This window comes from Rathayibacter sp. AY2B9, assembly GCF_002931595.1.
Taxonomy (GTDB): Bacteria; Actinomycetota; Actinomycetes; order Actinomycetales; family Microbacteriaceae; genus Rathayibacter.
On record NZ_PSUB01000009.1, the window covers coordinates 18,005 to 37,210 of the forward strand.

Genomic DNA, 19,206 nt, shown 5'->3' on the forward strand with positions numbered 1-19,206 from the left:
CGGGGCGCCGTCACGGCGGCGCCCCGCGTCGGAGTCAGGCCGCCGGCGCGTCCGTCGCCTTCTGGCCGGTCGGCACCGCCCGGGCGAGGCCGGACTTCTCGGCCGCCACCTCGAAGGCGTCGGCCAGGGCGCGCTGGCCCTCGACGGTGGGATGCACGCCGTCCTCGCCGAGCAGCCCGTCCTCGCGGAGGGGGTCCGGGTACTCCAGCGCACCGCCGCCGGCGGCCGTCACGGCCTCGACCAGCGCCGCGTCGTACTCGTCGAGATCGGAGGGGCGCGGGTCGGGGCCCCAGACCGAGTCGAGCGCGATGAGCCGGGCCGAGGGCGAGGCGGACACGATCGCGTCCACCGCCGGCCCGATCGCGGCGTCCACGTCCTCCGGATCCCAGCCCAGGTCGTTGCTGCTGGCGATCAGCACGATCGCGTCGGGCCGGGTGTCGGCGATCTCCTCCGCGCGGTCGCCGATCGCGACGCCGCAGTCGCCCGGTTCGATGAAGCCGCCGCCGTCGCAGCCCAGGTTCGTGACCTCCCAGCCGAGGTCGTCGCCGACGAGTGCGGGCCAGGCCTGCTCCGGATCGACCGTCAGACCGCGCACGATGCTGTCGCCGACGATCGTCACTCGGGAGCCGGCGGGCAGGGAGCCACCGATCGAGAGCGGCAGCGGATCGGCGGTGACGGTCGGGAGGGGAGTGGCGGTGCCGGCGGGGGACGCGGTCGCCGGGCCGGTCGTCGTCGAGGACGAGCAGCCGGCGAGGCCGAGGGCCAGTGCGCCGATCGCGGCTGCGGCGAGGAGGACGGGACGCGTCATGAGCGGGGATCCCGGAGCCCGTCGCGCAGCTCGCCCGCGAGCGCCCGGACCACCGCCTTGAGGTCGCCGTCGTTCGCCGCCGCCGTCCGCAGCTGGCGCTGGTAGCTCGCTCCCGCGACCAGGATCAGCTCGACGTCGCCGAGCTCCTTCACGCAGTCGAGACGCTCGGCGACCGGTGCGAGGGTGACGAGCAGGTCGCGGATGTCGTCGGTGACCAGCCGCTCCGCTCCGGCGGCGTCGAGGATGATCTCGGCTTCGAGCCCGTAGCGGGCCGCGCGCCACTTGTTCTCGCGCACGTACCAGGGCTGCATCGTCGGAAGGTCCTCGCCCGCGTCCAGCCGCGACGAGAGGTGCTCGACGAGGCACTGGATCAGCGCGGCGACCGCTCCGATCTCCTCCGCGGAGGAGAGGCCGTCGCACGCGCGCATCTCGAGGGTGCCCCACTGCGGCGAGGGGCGGATGTCCCAGCGGACCTCCGTGTGGTCGTCGATGACGCCGGTGCGCATCATGTCGTCGACGTACTCCTCGTAGTTCGCCCAGGCACCGAACTGCGGAGGCAGGCCCGCCGTCGGCAGCTGCTGGAACATCAGCGCGCGGTTCGAGGCGTAGCCCGTGTCGACTCCGCCCCAGAACGGGCTCGACGCCGAGAGCGCCTGCAGGTGCGGGTAGTAGTCGAGCAGGGAGTTGAGGATCGGCAGCACCTTGTCGCGGTGCTCGACGCCGACGTGCACGTGGATGCCCCAGATCATCATGTTCCGGCCCCACCACTGGGTCCGGTCGATGAGGCGGTGGTACCGCTCCTTGTCCGTGATGGCCTGGTCGAACCACTGCGCGAACGGGTGCGTGCCCGAGCACACGAGGTCGAGTCCCATGGGGTCGGTGATCTCGCGCACCTGCCGCAGCTGGTCCTGCAGATCGGCGACCGCGTCGCGGACGGAGGTGTGCACGCCGGAGACCAGCTCGACCGTGTTGCGCAGGAGCTCGCCGGTGATGTGCGGGTGCGGGGCGCCGTCGTCGCTGCGGAGCGCCTCCAGCACCACATCGGCGACGTTGGCGAGATCGCCCGTCTGCCGGTCGACGATCGCGACCTCCCACTCGATCCCGAGCGTGGAGCGGTCTGATGCGGCGAAGCTGATCTCCATGGCGTGGTCCTCATCGGATCCGGGCGTCCGCCGATCGGGACGCGCCTCGCCATCCTGCCACCTGCGGCCGGGGCGGACGCCGAGCCCCGGCGGAGGCCTTCCCGGTCCCGCGAGGCCCGCTCCCGCGAGGGTGCCGCTGGGCGGCGGCGTGCCGGGCCCGCACCGGGGCGGTTTTTCTGGCAGAATGATCCGTCGGGTCCGAGGCGGTCGACCCTCTACTCACCGCCGACGAAACCCCCTCGAGCTTCCGCCGGGTGTGCCCCCACGCTCACGGCTCAGTTCATCCATCATCGACCGGACACCGGTCAACGACCACACAGGAGAATTGTGGCTGTCAAGATTCGTCTGAAGCGCCTCGGCAAGATCCGGGCGCCCTACTACCGCATCGTCGTCGCCGACTCGCGCACCAAGCGCGACGGCCGCGTGATCGAGGAGATCGGCAAGTACCACCCGACCGAGCAGCCCTCGTTCATCCAGGTCGACTCGGAGCGCGCGCAGTACTGGCTCGGAGTCGGCGCGCAGCCGACCGAGCAGGTCGCCGCGATCCTCAAGCTGACCGGCGACTGGGGCCGCTTCAAGGGCGACGCCGACGCCGTCAGCACCGTCCAGGTGAAGGAGCCCAAGGCTCCGTTCGTCGTCGACGCGAAGAAGAAGCCCGTCCTCAAGCCGAAGTCCGAGGCTCCGGCCAAGGCCGCTCCGGTCGAGGACACCGCCGACGAGACCTCCACCGAGGCGTAGTCAGTGCTCGCTCCCGCCGTCGAACACCTCGTCAAGGGGATCGTCGAGAACCCCGATGAGGTCAGTGTCGTGGCCACGAGCTCCCCGCGCGGAGAGGTCCTCGAGGTGCGCGTGCACCCCGAGGACCTCGGCCGCGTGATCGGACGCTCCGGTCGCACCGCCAAGGCCGTCCGCACTCTCGTCGCCGCGCTCGCCGACGGGCGCCGCGTGCGCGTCGACGTCGTCGACACCGACAAGTAGAGGTGTCGGTCACCGGACCGGGCACGACGCAGCTCCGCGTCGCCCGACTCACCAAGGCACACGGGCTCAAGGGCGCCATCAAGCTCGAGCTCTACACGGACGAGCCCGACAAGCGCTTCACCCCCGGATCCACGTTCACGCTGCAGGTCCCGCGCACCTCCGAGTGGCACGGCAAGAAGCTCGAGCTCGTCGAGCTGCGCTGGTACAACAGCCACCCCGTCGCGTTCTTCCGAGGCGTCGACGACCGCAACGCCGCTGAGACCCTCCTGAAGGCGATCCTCTGGATCGACGAGGAGGTGCAGACCCAGCCGGGCGAGGACGACTCCTGGTACGACTACCAGCTGGTCGGCATGAAGGTCGTCCGCGACGGTGTCGAGGTCGGCACCGTCCGCCGCGTCGACCACTTCCCCGCGCAGGACCTGCTCATCGTCGGTACCCCCTCCGGCGAGGTGATGGTGCCGTTCGTGAACGCGATCGTCCCCTCCGTCGACGCCGCGGCCGGGATCGTCACGGTCACGCCTCCGATCGGCCTGTTCGAGGAGGCTCCCGAGGAGGAGCCCGCCGCGGTCGACCTCAGCGGTGTCGACCTCGCGGACCCGGCGCTGAGCGCGCCTGCGGACGCCGACGCGCCGGACGCCTCCGATGACGCGGACTCCGCTCTCGAGGAGCCCGCCGACGACGAGCCCCCGGCCGCCTCCGACGCCGCCTCCGAGGAGGAGCCCCGGTCGTGAGGATCGACATCGTCACGATCTTCCCGGAGTTCTTCGGCGTGCTCGACATCAGCCTGCTCGGCCGTGCTCGGCAGAGCGGGCTGATCGAGCTCGGCGTGCACGACCTGCGGGACTTCACCCACGACCGCCACCGCACCGTCGACGACACGCCCTACGGCGGCGGCGCCGGCATGGTGATGCGACCGGAGCCGTGGGGCGAGGCGCTCGACACGATCCTCGACGGCGCGGACGACCCCGTCGTGATCTTCCCGTCGCCCGCGGGCGAGCTGTTCACCCAGGCGACCGCCCGCGAGCTCGCGGAGGAGTCCACCCTCGTCTTCGGCTGCGGCCGCTACGAGGGCATCGACCAGCGCGTCGTGGACCACACCGCCGAGCGCGCGCGGGTCCGGCTGATCAGCCTCGGCGACTACGTCCTCAACGGAGGAGAGGTCGCCGTGATGGCGATGATCGAGGCCGTCGGACGCCTGGTCCCGGGCGTGGTCGGCAATCCGGCGAGCCTGGTCGAGGAGAGCCACTCCGACGGGCTGCTCGAGTACCCGAGCTACACCAAGCCGGCCTCCTGGCGCGGCCTCGACGTCCCTCCGGTGCTCCTCAGCGGCAACCACGGGGCGATCGCCGCCTGGCGCCACGAGCAGAGCGTCGAGCGCACGCGCCGCGTCCGCCCCGAACTGCTTCCCTAGCCCCGCGCCGCACGGTCACCGGGCCGCGAGGGCCAGGTGCCGGTCGCGGAGGGCGAGGAAGAGGGGGAACGCGAACGCGAGGGCGACCAGCGGCGCGAGCAGCACCAGGATCCACACGCGGCGCATCCCGATCCGGCGGCCCTCCACCACCATGAAGGCGACGGCCGCGATCGCGACGACCAGCAGGTCGGTCGAGAACGACGACACCCACGGCCCGCCCGCGGCGAGGCCGGCGAGCACGTCCGCGCCCTCCTGCATCGCCCGCACGTTCCAGGTCCAGGTCCCGATCAGCCCGGCGAGGGCGAGGACGAGGTAGACGATCCCGAGCGGCGTCCAGCCGCGGTGCAGCCGGCTCATGCGCGGGCCTCCGTTCGTGCGAGGGTGAGGATCGTCCCTCCGGCGAGGGCGATCACGGCCACAGTAGCGACGGCGAGGGTCAGCGCGTCCGGTGCGGTCAGCGCCTGTCCGCGCAGCGCCTGCCAGCAGGTGAGGGCGACCGCGGCCGCCCAGCCCGCCGAGGCCAGTGCGACGAGCCGCAGCCGGATGCATCCGAGGCGCAGCACGGGGATCCGGGGTGCCAGCCGTCCGAGCAGCAGCGCAAGCAGCGGGAGCCCCTGCAGAGCGTGCATCCCGACGAAGTGCGGGATGCGCAGATCGCCCCCCGTGGTGCTCCAGCCCAGGAGGGGGAGGCCGGGTCCGCCGTCCGCGACTCCGACGGCGTGCGCACCGACGACGCCCTGGTAGTCGCTGATCTGGCCGGGCGAGGGCCCCGTCATCAGGAACGCGAGGGCCATCCCGACGAGCCCGATCACGAGTCCGACGCGGACGGCGAGCGTCAGCGCAGGGTCGCCGAGCGGCACCCGCGCCAGGAGGGCGGCGAGGACCAGCGTCGCCAGCCAGACCACCACGATCGAGACGGCCATCGAGGCCCAGAGCGCGGCGTGCAGGGGAGTGGAGACGTCGAAGTGGCTGCGCTCGCCGACCAGGGCGGCGCCTCCGATCACGACCATCTCGACCGCCAGACCGACCGCCGCGACCGTGCCCAGCGCTCGGGCGAGGCGGCGCCGGCGGGGCACGAGCCCGATCAGCCAGGCGAGCGTCACGGCGTACAGCGCGATCGAGAGGCAGAACTTCAGCGGCTTGCCCCAGAGCGGCTGCCCGCCGAGCTCGCGGGGATCGACGACCAGCGCGATCGCGCAGAGGAGGGCGCCGACCGCCATCGCGGCAGCGAGCACCAGGAGCGGCCGGTGCGGAGCAGCGGAGGCCGTGCGCGCGGGCGTCTCGGTCGCGGCGCTCATCGGGGCACCTCCGTCGAGCCGAAGCGGCTCTGCGTCTCGCGCGCCTGGGCGACGCGCCGGAGCGACTGCAGCACCACGTCTCCGAGCGCGGTGCCGACGGCGGCGACGGCAGCCTGCTCGCTCACGCTCTCGCGGGCCTGCAGTTCGTCGAGGTCGGCGGAGGCGACGAGGGCGGCGGCGCGGGCGTAGGTCTCGAGCCAGCCGGCGCTCATCGGTCCGGTGGAGAGCTCGAGCGCGTCGAGCGCCCGTGCCGCCGTCGCGACGGCAGGGTGGCCGCAGTGGTCGGAGCCCGCGGCCTCGGCGATCCGCCGCGTCGACGCCTCGGTGGCGGACGCGGTCGAGTCGGCGCTCACGGAGACCACGTCCTGCGCCACCTCGAACGCTGCTGTCGGACCGACGCCCGCGTCGAGCGCGGCCGTGATCCGCTTCGCGCCGGCGATACCGACGCCGCCGCTCTCGATGAGCGCCCGGAGCAGCGTCAGGCGGGCGACATGGGCGTCCCCGTACTCCGCCCGCTGGGGGCCGGCGGCGTCGCCCGGCGGCAGCAGCCCCTCCCGGATGTAGTACTTGATCGTGGGCAGGCTGACGCCGCTGCTGCGGCTGAGCTCCGAGATTCGCACGTGGACAGTATCGCTATCGGATAGCAATACTGTCCACCGCTTGGTCAGTCCCGCGCGGAGAGGACGATGTTCCCCGTCTCGGTGATGGCGATCGTGTGCTCCATGTGGGCGCCGCGCGAGCCGTCGCGGCTGCGGAGGGTCCAGCCGTCCTTGTCCGTGTAGATCTCGTCGGTCGTCTGCAGGAACCACGGCTCGATCGCGACGACGAGGCCCGGGCGGAGCGGGTAGCCGCGGCCGGCGCGTCCGTCGTTGGGGATGTGCGGATCGCCGTGCATCGTGCGGCCGACGCCGTGGCCGCCGAAGTCGGTGTTGATGGACAGGCCCTCGGCGTGTGCGACGGCCGCGATGGCCGCGGAGATGTCGCCGATCTTCTTCCCGGGCTGCGCGGCGGCGATGCCGGCCTCGAGCGCGCGGGTGGTGGTGTCGATGAGGGCGAGGTCCTCCTCGCGCGGCGTCCCGACCACGACGCTGATGGCCGAGTCGGCGACCCAGCCTTTCACGGAGGCGGCGAAGTCGAGGGTGAGCAGGTCGCCGTCCCTCAGCCGGTAGTCGAAGGGCAGGCCGTGCAGCACCGCGTCGTTGACGGAGGTGCAGATGACCTTGCCGAAGGGACTCGCGCCGAAGGAGGGGTGGTAGTCGATGTAGCAGGACTCGGCGCCGGCCGTGCGGATCATGTCGTGGGCGAGCCGGTCGAGCTCGAGCAGGTTCACGCCGACCGCGGCGGCAGCGGAGGTGGCCTTCAGTACCTCGCCGACGAAGCGGCCGGCGGGACGCATCTCCTCGATCTCGGCGGGGGTGCGTAGCTCGATCATCCTGATCCTCTCGGGGTCCGCTGAGCCGTCGCTCAGCGGTGGTGGGTACGGTCGGTGCATGCGCACGCGACGGGCATTCGGTTCCTGGCAGTTCCCGGCGGCGATCGTGCTGCCCTTGTGGATCCTCCTCGGCTACGGGGTCTTCGGAGGATCGAGCGGCTGGACCGTGCTCGGCCTGGTGATCGCCCTCCCCATTCTGGCGGTCGCGCTGGCGGCTGTGGCCGCGATCGTCGCATTCCGGGTGACCGTTCGGCCCACGCGCACTCCCGCGTGGGGCGACGTGGCCGTGGTCGGCGCCTGGCACCTCTCCCTGATCGCCTTCGGCTTCTTCCCGCCCGGCGCCTGGGCGCTGGGCCTGCTCTCGGTGGTCCTCGGAGTGGCGGCCTTCTGGCACTCGGGGTGGCGGTTGCTCGCCGACGCGAGGGCCACTCTCCTCGCTTTCTCGGAGGCGGCGTCCGTGCAGGCCGAGGGCGCTCACCGCCCGGTCGCCGGCGAGGGCTTCGATCCGGAGCGCCCGCAGGACGGGCAGACCATCGTCCTCTGAGGGGTCGGGCGTCCCGCGAGGCGCTGTCCCACTGCGAGGCCCCGCCCTGCTCCACGGCTCGGCCCTCTAGACGGATCCGCCCTCTGCGCGCCTCTGACCTCCGGGTGACCCTGCCCTCCTCACGACCCTGCTTTGACTCGGATCGAGGCGGCATGGCAGAATGATCGCTTGTGCCTCGCGCAGGCTCTGCCACAGGGGAGCCGCGACGACGTGGGCACGACCGACTTCCATCAACGAAACGGTGTTCGACCTGTGGCGGGCACGGAGAGCGATACAGCATGCACATCCTCGATTCCGTCGATGCGGCGTCCCTCCGCAGCGATGTCCCGGACTTCCGCGCCGGCGACACCGTCAAGGTCCACGTCAACATCGTCGAGGGCTCCCGCTCGCGCATCCAGGTCTTCCAGGGCGTCGTCATCGGCCGCTCCAACGAGGGCGTCCGCGAGACCTTCACCGTCCGCAAGGTGAGCTTCCAGGTCGGCGTCGAGCGCACGTTCCCCGTGCACTCGCCGGTCATCGACCACATCGAGGTCGTCACCCGCGGTGACGTCCGTCGCGCGAAGCTCTACTACCTGCGCAACCTGCGCGGCAAGAAGGCCAAGATCAAGGAGAAGCGCGACGCCTGAGCGGCATCCGCACGACTTCTCGGGAACCCCGGTCCACCTATGATGGACCGGGGTTCCTCCCTTTCTCGGGGGCGATCCGTCCGGGGAGTCCACCCGGTGATGCACAGTAGGGGCGACGGCGAGCGATGACAGACAGCACGGCCCCGGTCCGCCTCCCCGGAGGCGAGGACCACGCCCGCCACTCGGCGGATCCGTCCGAGAAGCGCCCGCGCAAGCGCCGGGGAGTCCTGCTCTTCCTCCGCGACGTGCTGATCATCTTCGTGGTCGCGGTGCTCGTCTCCTTCCTCGTGAAGACCTTCCTGATCCGCTCCTTCTACATCCCCTCCTCCTCGATGGAGCAGACGCTCGTCGAGAACGACCGGATCCTCGTGAACGAGCTCGTGCCCGGAGTCGTGCCGATCTCGCGCGGCGACGTCGTCGTCTTCCGCGATCCCGGCGGATGGCTCTCGCCGAGCTCCGAGCCCTCCGTGCCGCCGTTCCAGGCCGCGGTCGACTCCGCCCTCGCGCTCGTCGGCCTCACCGCTCCCGACAGCAACGACCACCTCATCAAGCGCGTCATCGGCCTGCCCGGCGACCACGTGACCTGCTGCACGCCGCTCGGCCAGGTCGAGATCAACGGCAACCCGATCGACGAGCCCTACGTGAAGCTGCCGGACGGGGTGCAGGCCGTCTCGGCCACCCCCTTCGACGTCGTCGTGCCCGAGGGCTCGCTCTGGGTGATGGGCGACAACCGCTACAACTCCGCCGACTCCCGCTACAACACCGACAAGCCGGGCGGCGGCTTCGTGCCGATCGACAACGTCGTGGGCCGCGCGATCCTCGTGACCTGGCCCGTGCAGCAGTGGGCGTGGCTCGACGACTACCCGTCGGTGTTCCGCGGAGTCGACACCGAGGCCTCCGAGGAGGGCTCGGACGACGCGCAGAGCGGGCAGGGCTAGGTGGTCGTCGCCGAGCCGACGCTGACCCAGGAGCGGCGCCTCTTCCGGCAGGGCTACGAGACGGTCATCGGCTGCGACGAGGTCGGCCGCGGCGCGATCGCCGGTCCGGTCTCGGTCGGCGTCGTGTCGATCGGCAGCCGCTGCGGGCGCTTCCCCGAGGGGCTCCGCGACTCCAAGATGCTCGCTCCCGCCCGCCGCGAGGCGCTCCTGCCGGGAGTAGCGAAGTGGGTCTCCGCCTGGGCGATCGGCGAGTCCTCGGCGGACGAGATCGACGAGACCGGGATCATCGCCGGCCTCGGCCGCGCCGCGTCGAGGGGCATCGAGCGCCTCGCCGACCAGGGCGTCGACCTCGCCACCGCCGTCGTCCTCCTCGACGGCGCTCACGACTGGCTGACGCCCGCGCTGGGCGAGTGGGCGGCCGAGCTGACGATCGTCACCCGCGTGAAGGCCGACCGCGACTGCGCCGCCGTCTCCGCCGCCTCCGTGCTCGCGAAGGTGGGCCGGGACGGTCAGATGGTGCGCCACCACGACGACTTCGCCGACTACGCCTGGGACAGCAACAAGGGCTACGGCAGCGCCGCGCACTGGGCGGGGATCGAGCGGGTCGGCCCGTCCCCGCTGCACCGGGTGACCTGGCTGTCGAAGTCGCGGGAGAGCGTCGAGGAGCCGCTCCCGGCGTTCGTGCCCGTCGGCTCGGCGTAGGATTGTCCAACGATGGATGAGGACGAATTCGAGGACTACGACCGCGAGGTCGAGCTGGCACTGTACCGGGAGTACCGCGACGTCGTCTCGCAGTTCTCGTACGTCGTCGAGACCGAGCGCCGGTTCTACCTGGCGAACGAGGTCGACCTGGTCCGCCGCGACACCGAGCACGACTTCTACTTCGAGCTGACCATGCGCGACGTGTGGGTCTGGGACGTCTACCGCTCCGACCGCTTCGTGAAGTCGGTGCGCGTGCTGACCTTCAAGGACGTCAACGTCGAGGAGCTCTCCCGCAAGGAGTTCGAGCTCCCCAAGGAGCTCGCGCTCGACGAGTAGGACGCTGTCGCGGCAGGCTCCGGACCCCTTGCTGGTCGCGTAGCCGCCTCCGACGGCGCATCGAGACCCGGTGCCCGGAGCCCCACCCCGCTCCGGAGCTCTCTCGGATGCGCGGCTCCGCGGGTCTCGTCTTCAGGCAACGCGGATTCCTCCTGCTGGTCGCATAGCCGCCCCCGGCGGCGTCCGAAGACCCCGGCCCGACGTCCCTCCCCACCCGCCTCCTCGGCCCTCTTCTCCCCGGATCCCCTCCCGGCCGTCCGACGCTCCTCTCTGCTCCGGCACGCTTCCGGCAGGAGGACGCATGGACAAGGACGAACTGGGGCGGCGCGGCGAGGAGATCGCGGCGGCGCACCTGAGAGACAACGGATTCGAGATCCTCGACCGCAACTGGCGGGTCCGCGACGGCGAGCTCGACATCGTCGCCCGCGACGGGTCGGCACTGGTCGTGGTGGAGGTGAAGACGCGCTCGTCGACGCGCTTCGGGCTTCCGGTCGAGGCCATCACGCGGGCCAAGGCGCAGCGCCTGCGGCGACTCGCCTACGCCTGGGCCGACGAGCACCACGAGCGCTCCCGCCACCTGCGGATCGACGCGGTCGGCATCGTCGCGCCCGGGGGAGTCCCGTCGCAGATCCGGCACCTGCGGGCGGTGGCCTGATGGGCCTGGGAAGGACCTCGGCGGTCGGTCTCGTCGGCTTCGCGGGAGCCGTGGTCGGGGTGGAGGCGCACTCGGCCGACGGCACCCCGGGAATGGTGATCATCGGCCTGCCCGACGCCGCGCTCGCGCAGGCGAAGGAGCGGGTGCGCTCGGCGGCGATCAACTCCGGCAGCACCATCGCCGAGTACAAGATCACCGTGAACCTCTCGCCGGCCGCGATGCCCAAGCACGGCTCCGCCTTCGATCTCGCCATCGGGCTGGCCGCGCTCGCGTCGCTCCGTGAGGTCGATGCGGAGTCGGTCGCCGCGGTCGTCCACATCGGGGAGCTCGGCCTGGACGGCCGGCTGCGCTCCGTCCCGGGCGTGCTGCCCGCGGTGCTCGCGGCCGCCCGCGAGGGCAGGCGCCGCGTGATGGTCCCCGTCGAGGACCGGCTCGAGGCGGAGCTGGTCGACGGCGTCGAGGTGATCGCGGTCTCCTCGCTGGCGGCGGCCGCCGTCTGGCACGGAGCCGAGTGGGAAGTGCCGGTGCTCCCCGAGGCCGCGCCGCCGTCTGAGACGGTGTCCGAGCCGGAGGCCCGCCTCGACCTCTCCGACGTGGTGGGGAACGAGGAGGCGGCCGAGGCGATGGTCGTCGCGGCGGCGGGCGGGCACCACGTGTTCCTGCTGGGGCCTCCCGGCGCCGGGAAGACGATGCTCGCCTCGCGCTTGCCGGGCATCCTCCCCGACCTCGACGACGATGCAGCGCTCGAGGCCACCTGCATGCGCTCGCTCGTCGGAGCGCCGACCGGTGGCGCGCTGGTGCGCAGGCCGCCGTTCGAGAGTCCGCACCACTCGGCCTCCTCCGCAGCGATCGTCGGCGGGGGCAGCGGCCGCATCCGTCCCGGCGCGGTCGCCCGCGCCACCAGGGGCGTGCTGTTCCTCGACGAGGCCCCCGAGTTCTCGTCCGTCGCCCTCGACGCGCTGCGCCAGCCGCTCGAATCCGGAGTGATCCGGATCCACCGCGCGAACGCCGTCGCCGAGTTCCCCGCGCGGGTGCAGCTCGTCCTCGCGGCGAACCCGTGCCCGTGCGGCCGCTTCGGCATCCCCGGAGAGACCTGCACCTGTGCTCCCTCGGTCCGCCGCCGCTACCTCGCGCGGCTCAGCGGACCGCTGCTCGACCGCGTCGACATCCGCCTGACGGTCCGCCGGATCAGCGCGGCTCAGCTGGCCGCACGTCGAGACACGTCCGGAATGTCGACGGCGCAGGCCCGCGCCCATGTCGCCGCGGCGCGGTCCCTCGCAGCGGCTCGCCTCGCCTCCACGCCGTGGACGCTCAACTCGGAGGTCTCCGGCGCCTGGCTGCGCTCGGACGCGGTGCGCCCGACCAGTGCCGAGTCCCGCACGCTCGACCGGGCTCTGGAGCGAGGTCTGGTGACCATGCGCGGCTACGACCGGGTCCTGCGCCTGGCCTGGACGCTCGCGGACCTCGACGCAGCCGACCGGCCGTCAGCAGCCCACCTCGCGCGCGCGCTCGTCCTCCGTGGGGGTGCCGCGTGATCCGGCCCGACGCGCTCTTCGACGGCGCGGAGCTCGATGCTGTTCGCCGACTGCTGCCGAGCGGCGCAGCCGATCCGGACTCGGCTGCCGACGGCGAGCCTTCGGGTGAGTCCGGCTGCGCTCGGAGCGCACTCGTCGACGCTGCTGCCCGGTGCGGCTGGAACTCTCTGACCGAGCCCGGCGACTCCGTCGCCGCCCTCCTCATCGAGAGGGTCGGCGCGGCCGAGGCCTTCGCCCACGTCGTGTCCTCGTCGTCCGCGGAGGAGATCCTCGCGCCCCCGCATCGCGCTCCCTCCGACGAAGGAGGCGCGGCGCTCGCGCCCCTCGACTCCGAGGTCGCCGCGCTCCAGTCGGGGCTGGCGCGCTGGCGACCGCGCCTGGACCGCAGGCTCCTGTTCCGACGTCTCGAGATCGCCGAGCGACTCGGCGCCCGGCTGCTCCTGCCCGGGGCTCCCGTGTGGCCCGAGTCGCTCGACGACCTCGGGCCGCACGCGCCATTCCTGCTCTGGCTGCGCGGTGATCCCGCCGCCTTCGATCCGCCGCACCGCCTCGCCCTCGTCGGCGCCCGCGCTGCGACCGGTTACGGCGAGCACGTGGCCGCCGAGCTCGCCGCGGGCGTCGCGGCGCGAGGCGTCTCCGTCGTCTCGGGCGGTGCCTTCGGGATCGACGCGGTCGCCCACCGTGCCACCCTCGGCTCGGGAGGCAGGACGGTCGCCTTCCTCGCCGGGGGAGCGGACCGCCTCTACCCGACGGCTCACGCCGACCTCCTCCACCGCATCATCGCCACTCCCGGCTGTGCCGTCGCGACGGAGGTCCCGCCGGGCACAACGCCCACCCGCTGGCGATTCCTGCAGCGCAACCGCCTCATCGCGGCCTCCACGTCCGGCACCGTCGTCGTCGAGGCCGGCGCCCGCTCCGGCTCCCTCAACACCGCCGGCCACGCGGCTGCCCTGGGCCGCCCCCTCGGCGCGGTCCCGGGCCCGGTGACCAGTGCCTCCTCCGCCGGCTGCCACCGGCTCCTCCGCGAGTACGCGGCGACCTGCGTCACCTCGCCGGCGGATGTGCTCGAACTGCTCGCCGTCGGCGACGCCGACGGATCGTGCCGAGCGCTGACCGCGGCTGAGGCGCGAGTCCTGGCCGTCGTCGAATCCGAAGGAGGCTGTGACGCCGCAACCGTCGCCCGGCTCTCCGGGGAATCACTCGATTCGGCACTGTCGGCGCTGGGTGCGCTCCTCGCAGACGGACGCGTCCACCGTTCCGAGGACGGGGACTGGGAGCGGGCGCCCGGGTGAGCGGCCCCGCCGCCGCGGCGCTGTCGGCGGTCCGCCCTACGCTGAAGGGGCATCGGCGAGGGGAGCGGCATGGACGCTACGGCAGCAGGACACGGCGGAGAGCGCCCGCAGCTCGGGCACTTCCGCGCCGCCGACAGGGTCATCGCGCATCTGAGCGACACGCACCTGCTGGCCGACGGCGCTCCGCTCTACGGGAAGGTCGACACGGTCGCCCGCCTCGCGCAGGCGGTCGGCCGGCTGGCCGAGCGCGGCGGACGCCTGGACGCGATCGTGGTGACCGGGGACGTCGCGGACCGCGGCGAGGAGGACGCCTACCGGCGCGTGCGCGAGCAGCTCGACCCCGTGGGCGAGCGGTTCGGCTGCCCGATCGTCTGGGTGATGGGCAACCACGACGAGCGCGGAGCCTTCCGGCGGGTGCTCCTCGAGCAGGACCCGGCGGGCGCGGGACCCGTGGACCAGGTCGTCGACCTCGGCGGGCTCCGGCTCATCGCGCTCGACAGCGCGGTGCCCGGCTTCCACCACGGCGACCTCACCGACGCCCAGCTGGCCTGGCTGAAGGACGAGCTCGCCGCACCGGCCCCGCTGGGGACGATCCTCGCCCTGCACCACCCTCCGCTGCCCACGCCGCTCGGCGCGATGACCGTGCTCGAGCTGCGGGGGATCGACCGCCTCGAGGAGGTGGTGCGCGGAACCGACGTCCGCGCGATCCTCGGCGGCCACCTGCACTACCCCACGGCTGCGACCTTCGCGGGCGTGCCCGTGCTCGTCGCCGGCGCCACCAGCTACACGATGGACCTCGGAGCGCCCGAGCGGGAGCTCGCCGGCGTCGACGGAGCGCAGAGCCTCTCGCTCGTCCACGTCCACCCGGAGACGGTGGCCGCCTCGTTCGTGCCGACGGCACCGGCCCCGATCGCGACGCGGTTCGGCACCGACCTGATCGAGCGGCTCGAGGGGCTCGACGAGCAGGGGCGCATCGACCTCTGGTCGCGGATGCCGGACGGATCATGACCGGCGAGACGCTCGCCGACTCGGTCGAGCACTTCCTCCGGTACGTCCTCGATGAGCGGTCCCTCTCGCCCGCCACCGCGAAGGGCTACCGCTCCGACCTGGCGCGCCTGATCGCCCACACGGAGGAGAAGGGGCGGCTCCTCACCGCCGAGCTCGACCTCGAGCTGCTGCGCGACTGGCTCTGGCGCGAGTCGGAGTCGGGGATCGCCCGCGCGACCCTCGCCCGGCGCACCGCGGCCGTCCGCTCCTTCTCCTCCTGGGCGCATCGGACCGAGCGGCTCCCCGTCGACGTCGCCGCACGCCTCAAGACGCCCAAGTCGGGACGGACACTGCCGCGGGTCCTCACGCTCCCGCAGGCGGAACAGGTGCTCGACACGGTCGCGGCGCGAGGCGCGACCGAGGACCCGGTGGCGCTGCGGGACCTTGCGATCGTCGAGCTGCTCTACGCCTCCGGCATCCGCGTCTCCGAGCTGGTCGCCGTCGACCTGGGCGACGTCGATCTCGGCCGGCTCACCGTGCTCGTCACCGGCAAGGGCGCCAAGCAGCGGGTCGTCCCGTTCGGCGTCCCCGCGAAGGAGGCGCTCGTCGACTACCTGGAGCGCGCCCGACCCTCTCTCGCCACCGGCGACGGGAGCGGGGCCCTGCTGCTGGGACGGCGGGGCGCGCGCCTCACCCCGCGCACGGTCTACGGCGTGGTGGCGAGGCTCCTCGACGGCGGGCAGGGCTCCGGACCGTCCGGTCCGCACACCCTCCGCCACACCGCGGCGACCCATCTGCTCGACGGCGGAGCCGACCTCCGCGCCGTCCAGGAGCTGCTCGGCCACGCGAGCCTGGGCACCACGCAGATCTACACCCACGTCTCGACCGAGCGGATCCGCGACGCCTACCGCCTCGCCCACCCCCGCGCCTGACCGGACGCGCGAGTCGCTGGACGCACCCTTCCGCGCCACTCGCTGAACACCCTGCGCCATGTCGTCCATCGGCAGGAGCACCGCCCGGGGGATCCCGCCGAAGAACCGCATCGGCGAGACGTAGTCGCCACCCTCGCGGACGCCGAGGTGCACGCACCTCCCGTCGCAGTGGCCGCCCGCACCCACTGATCCGACGGGCTGGCCCGCGGTGAGGACCTGCCCCGCCGTCACCGATCCGTCGACCGGCTCGACCGTCGAGACCAGACCGTCCGCGTGCACGATGCTCACCACGGACCGGTCGACCACCCTGCCCGAGAACGACACGGTGCCCGCCGCGACGGCGACCACGGGCTGCCCGGCCGCTGCCGCGAGGTCGATCCCGCGGTGCCCGGGGGCGTAGCGGTGGGCCGGCGCGCCCCACGGCTCCACGACGGAGAAGCCCGCGACGGGTGAGGTCCACCGCGGGTCGGACCGGCCGGGGGACGAGGTGCCGGAGGGCGAGGTGCCGAGAGGCGCCCCGACGAGCAGAGCGGCGAGGGCGAACACGCCCGGGCGCAGGAGTCGGGATCGGAGCATGCGGCCACCCTCCTGGAGCCGGTCCGGGACCGGTGGTCGGCCGAGCGGATCAGGGGAGGAGAGCGCGACGGGCCCGGCTGTGGAGGGAGGACATCGGCCGGGGGAGAGCGCAACCCGTCCCGGCGGTGCCGCGGCGAGGAGTAACGTGCCGGTGATCCGGCTCGGGAGCGGCACCCCGCCCCCACCGGCGGCGAGAATCGGAGACGACCATGACCAGCGGACGATCTGACACGACCAGCGGGAGAGCGGACATCCCGAACCCCTCGGCGGCGAAGCTGAAGAGGAAGGTGATCGGCCTCGCGATCGCGGCGGCGGTCGGCGGCTTCCTCTTCGGCTTCGACTCGTCGGTGGTGAACGGTGCCGTGGAGGCGGTGCAGGGCGAGTTCCAGCTCTCGGCCGCGCTGATCGGCTTCGCCGTCGCCTCCGCGCTGCTCGGCTGCGCACTCGGCGCGTACCTCGCGGGCCGCCTCGCCGACCGCTGGGGCCGCATCAAGGTCATGCTGCTCGGCGCCGGGCTCTTCTTCATCTCCTCCATCGGCGCCGGCGCAGCGTTCGCGGTCTGGGACCTCGTGCTCTGGCGCGTGGTCGGCGGCCTCGGCATCGGCATCGCCTCCGTGATCGCTCCGACCTACATCTCGGAGATCGCGCCCAAGGCCATCCGCGGAGCCCTCGCGTCGCTGCAGCAGCTGGCGATCACGCTCGGCATCTTCGCCGCCCTGCTCTCGGACACCCTCATCGCGAACGGCGCGGACGGCGCCTCCGAGCCCTTCTGGTTCGGCGTCGCCGCGTGGCGCTGGATGTTCATCGCCTGTGCCGTGCCTGCGGTCATCTACGGCCTCCTGGCCCTGACCCTGCCGGAGTCGCCCCGCTACCTCGCGACCCGCGGCCGCTCCGAGGACGCCCGCGCGGTGCTCGCGACGGTCACGCCGCGCGACGAGGTCGACGAGGCGCTCGCGGACATCCAGAAGAAGATCGACGAGGACTCCGAGAACGCGAAGCGCTCCAGCCTCCGCGGCCCCGCCCTCGGCCTGCTCCCGGTGGTCTGGGTCGGCATCCTGCTGTCGGTGTTCCAGCAGTTCGTGGGCATCAACGTGATCTTCTACTACTCCACCTCTCTCTGGAGCGCGGTCGGATTCGACGAGTCCAACTCCTTCGCGATCTCGGTCTTCACCTCGGTCGTGAACGTCGTCGTCACCTTCGTGGCGATCTTCCTGGTCGACAAGGTCGGCCGGAAGCCGCTGCTGCTGGTCGGATCGGCCGGCATGGCCGTCTCGCTCGCACTGATGGCCATCGCCTTCAGCCAGTCGACGATCAGCGGAGAGGACGTCTCGCTGCCCGGCGCGTGGGGGCCGATCGCCCTCGTCTCGGCGAACGCGTTCGTCGTCTTCTTCGGTGCGACCTGGGGCCCGCTGGTGTGGGTCCTCCTCGGCGAGATCTTCCCGAACCGGATCCGAGCGGCCGCGCTCGGCCTGGCGGCCTCGGCCCAGTGGATCGCGAACTTCGCCATCACGGTGACGTTCCCGATCCTCTCGCAGGACGTGTCGCTCACCCTGGCCTACGGCCTCTACGCCGCCTTCGCGGCGATCTCGTTCGTGTTCGTCTTCATGTTCGTGCCCGAGACCAAGGGCCGCTCGCTGGAGGAGATGGACACCCTGCACATCCGCACCGTGATGAAGTCGGCGCGCAAGTAGCACCGGCCTCCCGCGCCCCGACGGCCGCCCTCCCGCAGCAGCGGGGGAGGCGGCCGTCCTGGTGCTAGACTCCACGGAGCACCTCGCTCGTCGGGGTGACTACGCGCGCCCATTCGGCCTCCGCTCCCCACGGTCCCTTTCCGCTCACGCGGCCGGGGCGGGAGTGCGCCGGGCGCCAGGGCGACGTGCCGACCGGCCGTCGCAGACAACCGAACGGGAGTTCGGCGCCGTCGTGCGCCCGGGCCCCGAGACAAGGAGAACGACTCATGGCAGTCGTCACCATGCGCCAGCTGCTCGACAGCGGCGTCCACTTCGGGCACCAGACCCGTCGCTGGAACCCGAAGATGAAGCGCTTCATCCTGACCGAGCGCTCGGGCAGCTACATCATCGACCTTCAGCAGTCGCTGGCCTACATCGACAAGACCTACGACTTCGTCAAGGAGACGGTCGCCCACGGCGGCACCATCCTCTTCGTCGGCACCAAGAAGCAGGCGCAGAACGCGATCTCGGAGCAGGCGACCCGCGTCGGCCAGCCCTACGTGAACCAGCGCTGGCTCGGCGGCCTCCTGACCAACTTCCAGACGGTCTCGAAGCGCCTCGCCCGCATGAAGGAGCTGGAGGAGCTCGACTTCGACGACACGTCGAAGAGCGGCTTCACCAAGAAGGAGCTCCTCATCAAGAAGCGCGAGCTCGACAAGCTGCACAAGTCGCTCGGCGGCATCCGCAACCTCTCGAAGACGCCGTCGGCCCTCTGGGTCGTCGACACCAAGAAGGAGCACCTCGCGATCGACGAGGCCAAGAAGCTGGGCATCCCGGTCATCGGCATCCTCGACACGAACTGCGACCCGGACGAGGTCCAGTACCCGATCCCGGGCAACGACGACGCGATCCGCTCGGTGAGCCTGCTCACCCGCATCGTCGCCGACGCCGCGGCCGAGGGCCTCATCCAGCGCCACCAGAAGCCCGAGGCCGAGGGCAACGTCTCCGCCGTCGAGCCGCTGGCCGAGTGGGAGCAGGAGCTGCTCTCCACCGGTGCGCCCGCCGCCGACGTGCAGGAGCCGAACGAGCAGGCCGGCGCGGAGACCGAGAAGGTCGCCGACGCCGAGGCCGAGACCGCCGACGAGGCCGTCGTCGAGGCCGAGACCCCCGCCGCGGAGGAGGCCCCCGAGGCCGACGCCGCCGCGACCTCGACCGACGAGACCGCCACCGCCTGACACCCCGTTCCGTGACGGGGGTCGGACGCCGCACCCGCGGTCGTCCGGCCCCCGCTCGGTCGGTGCACGTTCACCACGAGTAAGAACCGCCGTCACCTCGGCGTGCTGG

The 19,206-nt window shown here is 72.4% G+C and carries 22 protein-coding genes and 1 pseudogene; 16 read left to right on the forward strand and 7 right to left on the reverse strand.

Annotated features, from left to right (window positions below; all coding sequences use genetic code 11):
- Window positions 1-34: 34 nt before the first annotated feature.
- A complete protein-coding gene (locus C5C25_RS10025) occupies window positions 35-808 on the reverse strand; it encodes an SGNH/GDSL hydrolase family protein (protein WP_104250521.1) in 774 nt (257 codons plus the stop codon).
- Complete coding sequence (locus C5C25_RS10030) at window positions 805-1,950, reverse strand: glutamate--cysteine ligase (RefSeq protein ID WP_104250522.1); 1,146 nt, start codon at window positions 1,948-1,950, stop codon at window positions 805-807. Before C5C25_RS10030 ends, C5C25_RS10025 begins: the two co-directional genes overlap by 4 nt.
- Before the next feature lie 327 nt (window positions 1,951-2,277).
- On the opposite strand from C5C25_RS10030, the gene rpsP reads away from it, so the two are divergent.
- Genes rpsP through trmD form a run of 4 tightly spaced genes read left to right on the forward strand, consistent with a single transcriptional unit; the run spans window position 2,278 to window position 4,339 of the window.
- Window positions 2,278-2,688, forward strand: a complete 411-nt coding sequence (gene rpsP, locus C5C25_RS10035; protein WP_104223912.1) for a 30S ribosomal protein S16 — start codon at window positions 2,278-2,280, stop codon at window positions 2,686-2,688.
- Window positions 2,689-2,691: 3 nt separating this feature from the next.
- Window positions 2,692-2,928 carry an RNA-binding protein gene (locus tag C5C25_RS10040; RefSeq protein ID WP_068210678.1) on the forward strand — a complete coding sequence of 79 codons (237 nt, stop codon included), beginning with the start codon at window positions 2,692-2,694 and terminating at the stop codon, window positions 2,926-2,928.
- Window positions 2,929-2,930: 2 nt separating this feature from the next.
- Window positions 2,931-3,659: a ribosome maturation factor RimM gene (gene rimM / locus C5C25_RS10045; RefSeq protein ID WP_104247631.1), complete on the forward strand. Its 729-nt coding sequence runs from the start codon at window positions 2,931-2,933 to the stop codon at window positions 3,657-3,659.
- Window positions 3,656-4,339, forward strand: coding sequence for a tRNA (guanosine(37)-N1)-methyltransferase TrmD (trmD, locus tag C5C25_RS10050; protein ID WP_104226875.1), 684 nt, complete (start codon window positions 3,656-3,658; stop codon window positions 4,337-4,339). The genes rimM and trmD overlap by 4 nt, the downstream gene beginning before the upstream one ends.
- A gap of 15 nt (window positions 4,340-4,354) precedes the next feature.
- Here the strand turns inward: trmD and C5C25_RS10055 are convergent, their stop codons facing one another.
- The 4 genes from C5C25_RS10055 to map are packed head-to-tail and all read right to left on the reverse strand — an operon-like array spanning window position 4,355 to window position 7,069.
- Window positions 4,355-4,696: a DUF2834 domain-containing protein gene (locus tag C5C25_RS10055; RefSeq protein WP_104250523.1), complete on the reverse strand. Its 342-nt coding sequence runs from the start codon at window positions 4,694-4,696 to the stop codon at window positions 4,355-4,357.
- Complete coding sequence (locus C5C25_RS10060; protein ID WP_104250524.1) at window positions 4,693-5,637, reverse strand: hypothetical protein; 945 nt, start codon at window positions 5,635-5,637, stop codon at window positions 4,693-4,695. Before C5C25_RS10060 ends, C5C25_RS10055 begins: the two co-directional genes overlap by 4 nt.
- Window positions 5,634-6,257: a MerR family transcriptional regulator gene (locus C5C25_RS10065; protein WP_104226873.1), complete on the reverse strand. Its 624-nt coding sequence runs from the start codon at window positions 6,255-6,257 to the stop codon at window positions 5,634-5,636. Before C5C25_RS10065 ends, C5C25_RS10060 begins: the two co-directional genes overlap by 4 nt.
- A gap of 44 nt (window positions 6,258-6,301) precedes the next feature.
- Window positions 6,302-7,069 carry a type I methionyl aminopeptidase gene (map, locus tag C5C25_RS10070; protein WP_104250526.1) on the reverse strand — a complete coding sequence of 256 codons (768 nt, stop codon included), beginning with the start codon at window positions 7,067-7,069 and terminating at the stop codon, window positions 6,302-6,304.
- Between the two features lie 58 nt (window positions 7,070-7,127).
- On the opposite strand from map, the gene C5C25_RS10075 reads away from it, so the two are divergent.
- The 10 genes from C5C25_RS10075 to C5C25_RS10120 all read left to right on the forward strand — a co-directional run bounded on the left by C5C25_RS10075 (window position 7,128) and on the right by C5C25_RS10120 (window position 15,616).
- Window positions 7,128-7,613 carry a DUF4175 domain-containing protein gene (locus C5C25_RS10075; protein ID WP_146079466.1) on the forward strand — a complete coding sequence of 162 codons (486 nt, stop codon included), beginning with the start codon at window positions 7,128-7,130 and terminating at the stop codon, window positions 7,611-7,613.
- A gap of 278 nt (window positions 7,614-7,891) precedes the next feature.
- Window positions 7,892-8,239 carry a 50S ribosomal protein L19 gene (gene rplS / locus C5C25_RS10080; protein WP_104223904.1) on the forward strand — a complete coding sequence of 116 codons (348 nt, stop codon included), beginning with the start codon at window positions 7,892-7,894 and terminating at the stop codon, window positions 8,237-8,239.
- 125 nt (window positions 8,240-8,364) lie between these two features.
- Window positions 8,365-9,177 carry a signal peptidase I gene (lepB, locus tag C5C25_RS10085; protein WP_104250528.1) on the forward strand — a complete coding sequence of 271 codons (813 nt, stop codon included), beginning with the start codon at window positions 8,365-8,367 and terminating at the stop codon, window positions 9,175-9,177.
- Entirely contained in the window at window positions 9,178-9,879 is a 702-nt protein-coding gene (locus tag C5C25_RS10090; protein ID WP_104250529.1) for a ribonuclease HII, read from the forward strand. It begins immediately after the preceding gene.
- A 12-nt stretch (window positions 9,880-9,891) separates the two neighbouring features.
- A complete protein-coding gene (locus C5C25_RS10095) occupies window positions 9,892-10,215 on the forward strand; it encodes a DUF2469 domain-containing protein (protein WP_055792576.1) in 324 nt (107 codons plus the stop codon).
- 301 nt (window positions 10,216-10,516) lie between these two features.
- Entirely contained in the window at window positions 10,517-10,870 is a 354-nt protein-coding gene (locus tag C5C25_RS10100) for a YraN family protein (protein ID WP_104250530.1), read from the forward strand.
- On the forward strand, window positions 10,870-12,405 hold the full coding sequence (locus tag C5C25_RS10105) for a YifB family Mg chelatase-like AAA ATPase (protein ID WP_104250531.1): 1,536 nt from the start codon (window positions 10,870-10,872) through the stop codon (window positions 12,403-12,405). Before C5C25_RS10100 ends, C5C25_RS10105 begins: the two co-directional genes overlap by 1 nt.
- Window positions 12,402-13,697 (forward strand): DNA-processing protein DprA, encoded by a 1,296-nt coding sequence (gene dprA / locus C5C25_RS10110; RefSeq protein WP_258069387.1) that lies wholly within the window; start codon window positions 12,402-12,404, stop codon window positions 13,695-13,697. The genes C5C25_RS10105 and dprA overlap by 4 nt, the downstream gene beginning before the upstream one ends.
- Window positions 13,698-13,766: 69 nt before the next feature.
- Entirely contained in the window at window positions 13,767-14,705 is a 939-nt protein-coding gene (locus C5C25_RS10115) for a phosphodiesterase (RefSeq protein ID WP_104223899.1), read from the forward strand.
- On the forward strand, window positions 14,702-15,616 hold the full coding sequence (locus C5C25_RS10120; protein WP_104232497.1) for a tyrosine recombinase XerC: 915 nt from the start codon (window positions 14,702-14,704) through the stop codon (window positions 15,614-15,616). The genes C5C25_RS10115 and C5C25_RS10120 overlap by 4 nt, the downstream gene beginning before the upstream one ends.
- A gap of 123 nt (window positions 15,617-15,739) precedes the next feature.
- Here C5C25_RS10120 and C5C25_RS17000 read toward each other — a convergent pair.
- Window positions 15,740-16,192 (reverse strand): annotated as a pseudogene (locus tag C5C25_RS17000) (murein hydrolase activator EnvC family protein); the annotation flags it as partial.
- Window positions 16,193-16,401: 209 nt separating this feature from the next.
- Here C5C25_RS17000 and C5C25_RS10130 point away from each other — a divergent pair.
- On the forward strand, window positions 16,402-17,883 hold the full coding sequence (locus C5C25_RS10130) for a sugar porter family MFS transporter (RefSeq protein WP_104223897.1): 1,482 nt from the start codon (window positions 16,402-16,404) through the stop codon (window positions 17,881-17,883).
- A gap of 266 nt (window positions 17,884-18,149) precedes the next feature.
- Window positions 18,150-19,097, forward strand: a complete 948-nt coding sequence (rpsB, locus tag C5C25_RS10135) for a 30S ribosomal protein S2 (RefSeq protein WP_104223896.1) — start codon at window positions 18,150-18,152, stop codon at window positions 19,095-19,097.
- Window positions 19,098-19,206: the final 109 nt, after the last annotated feature.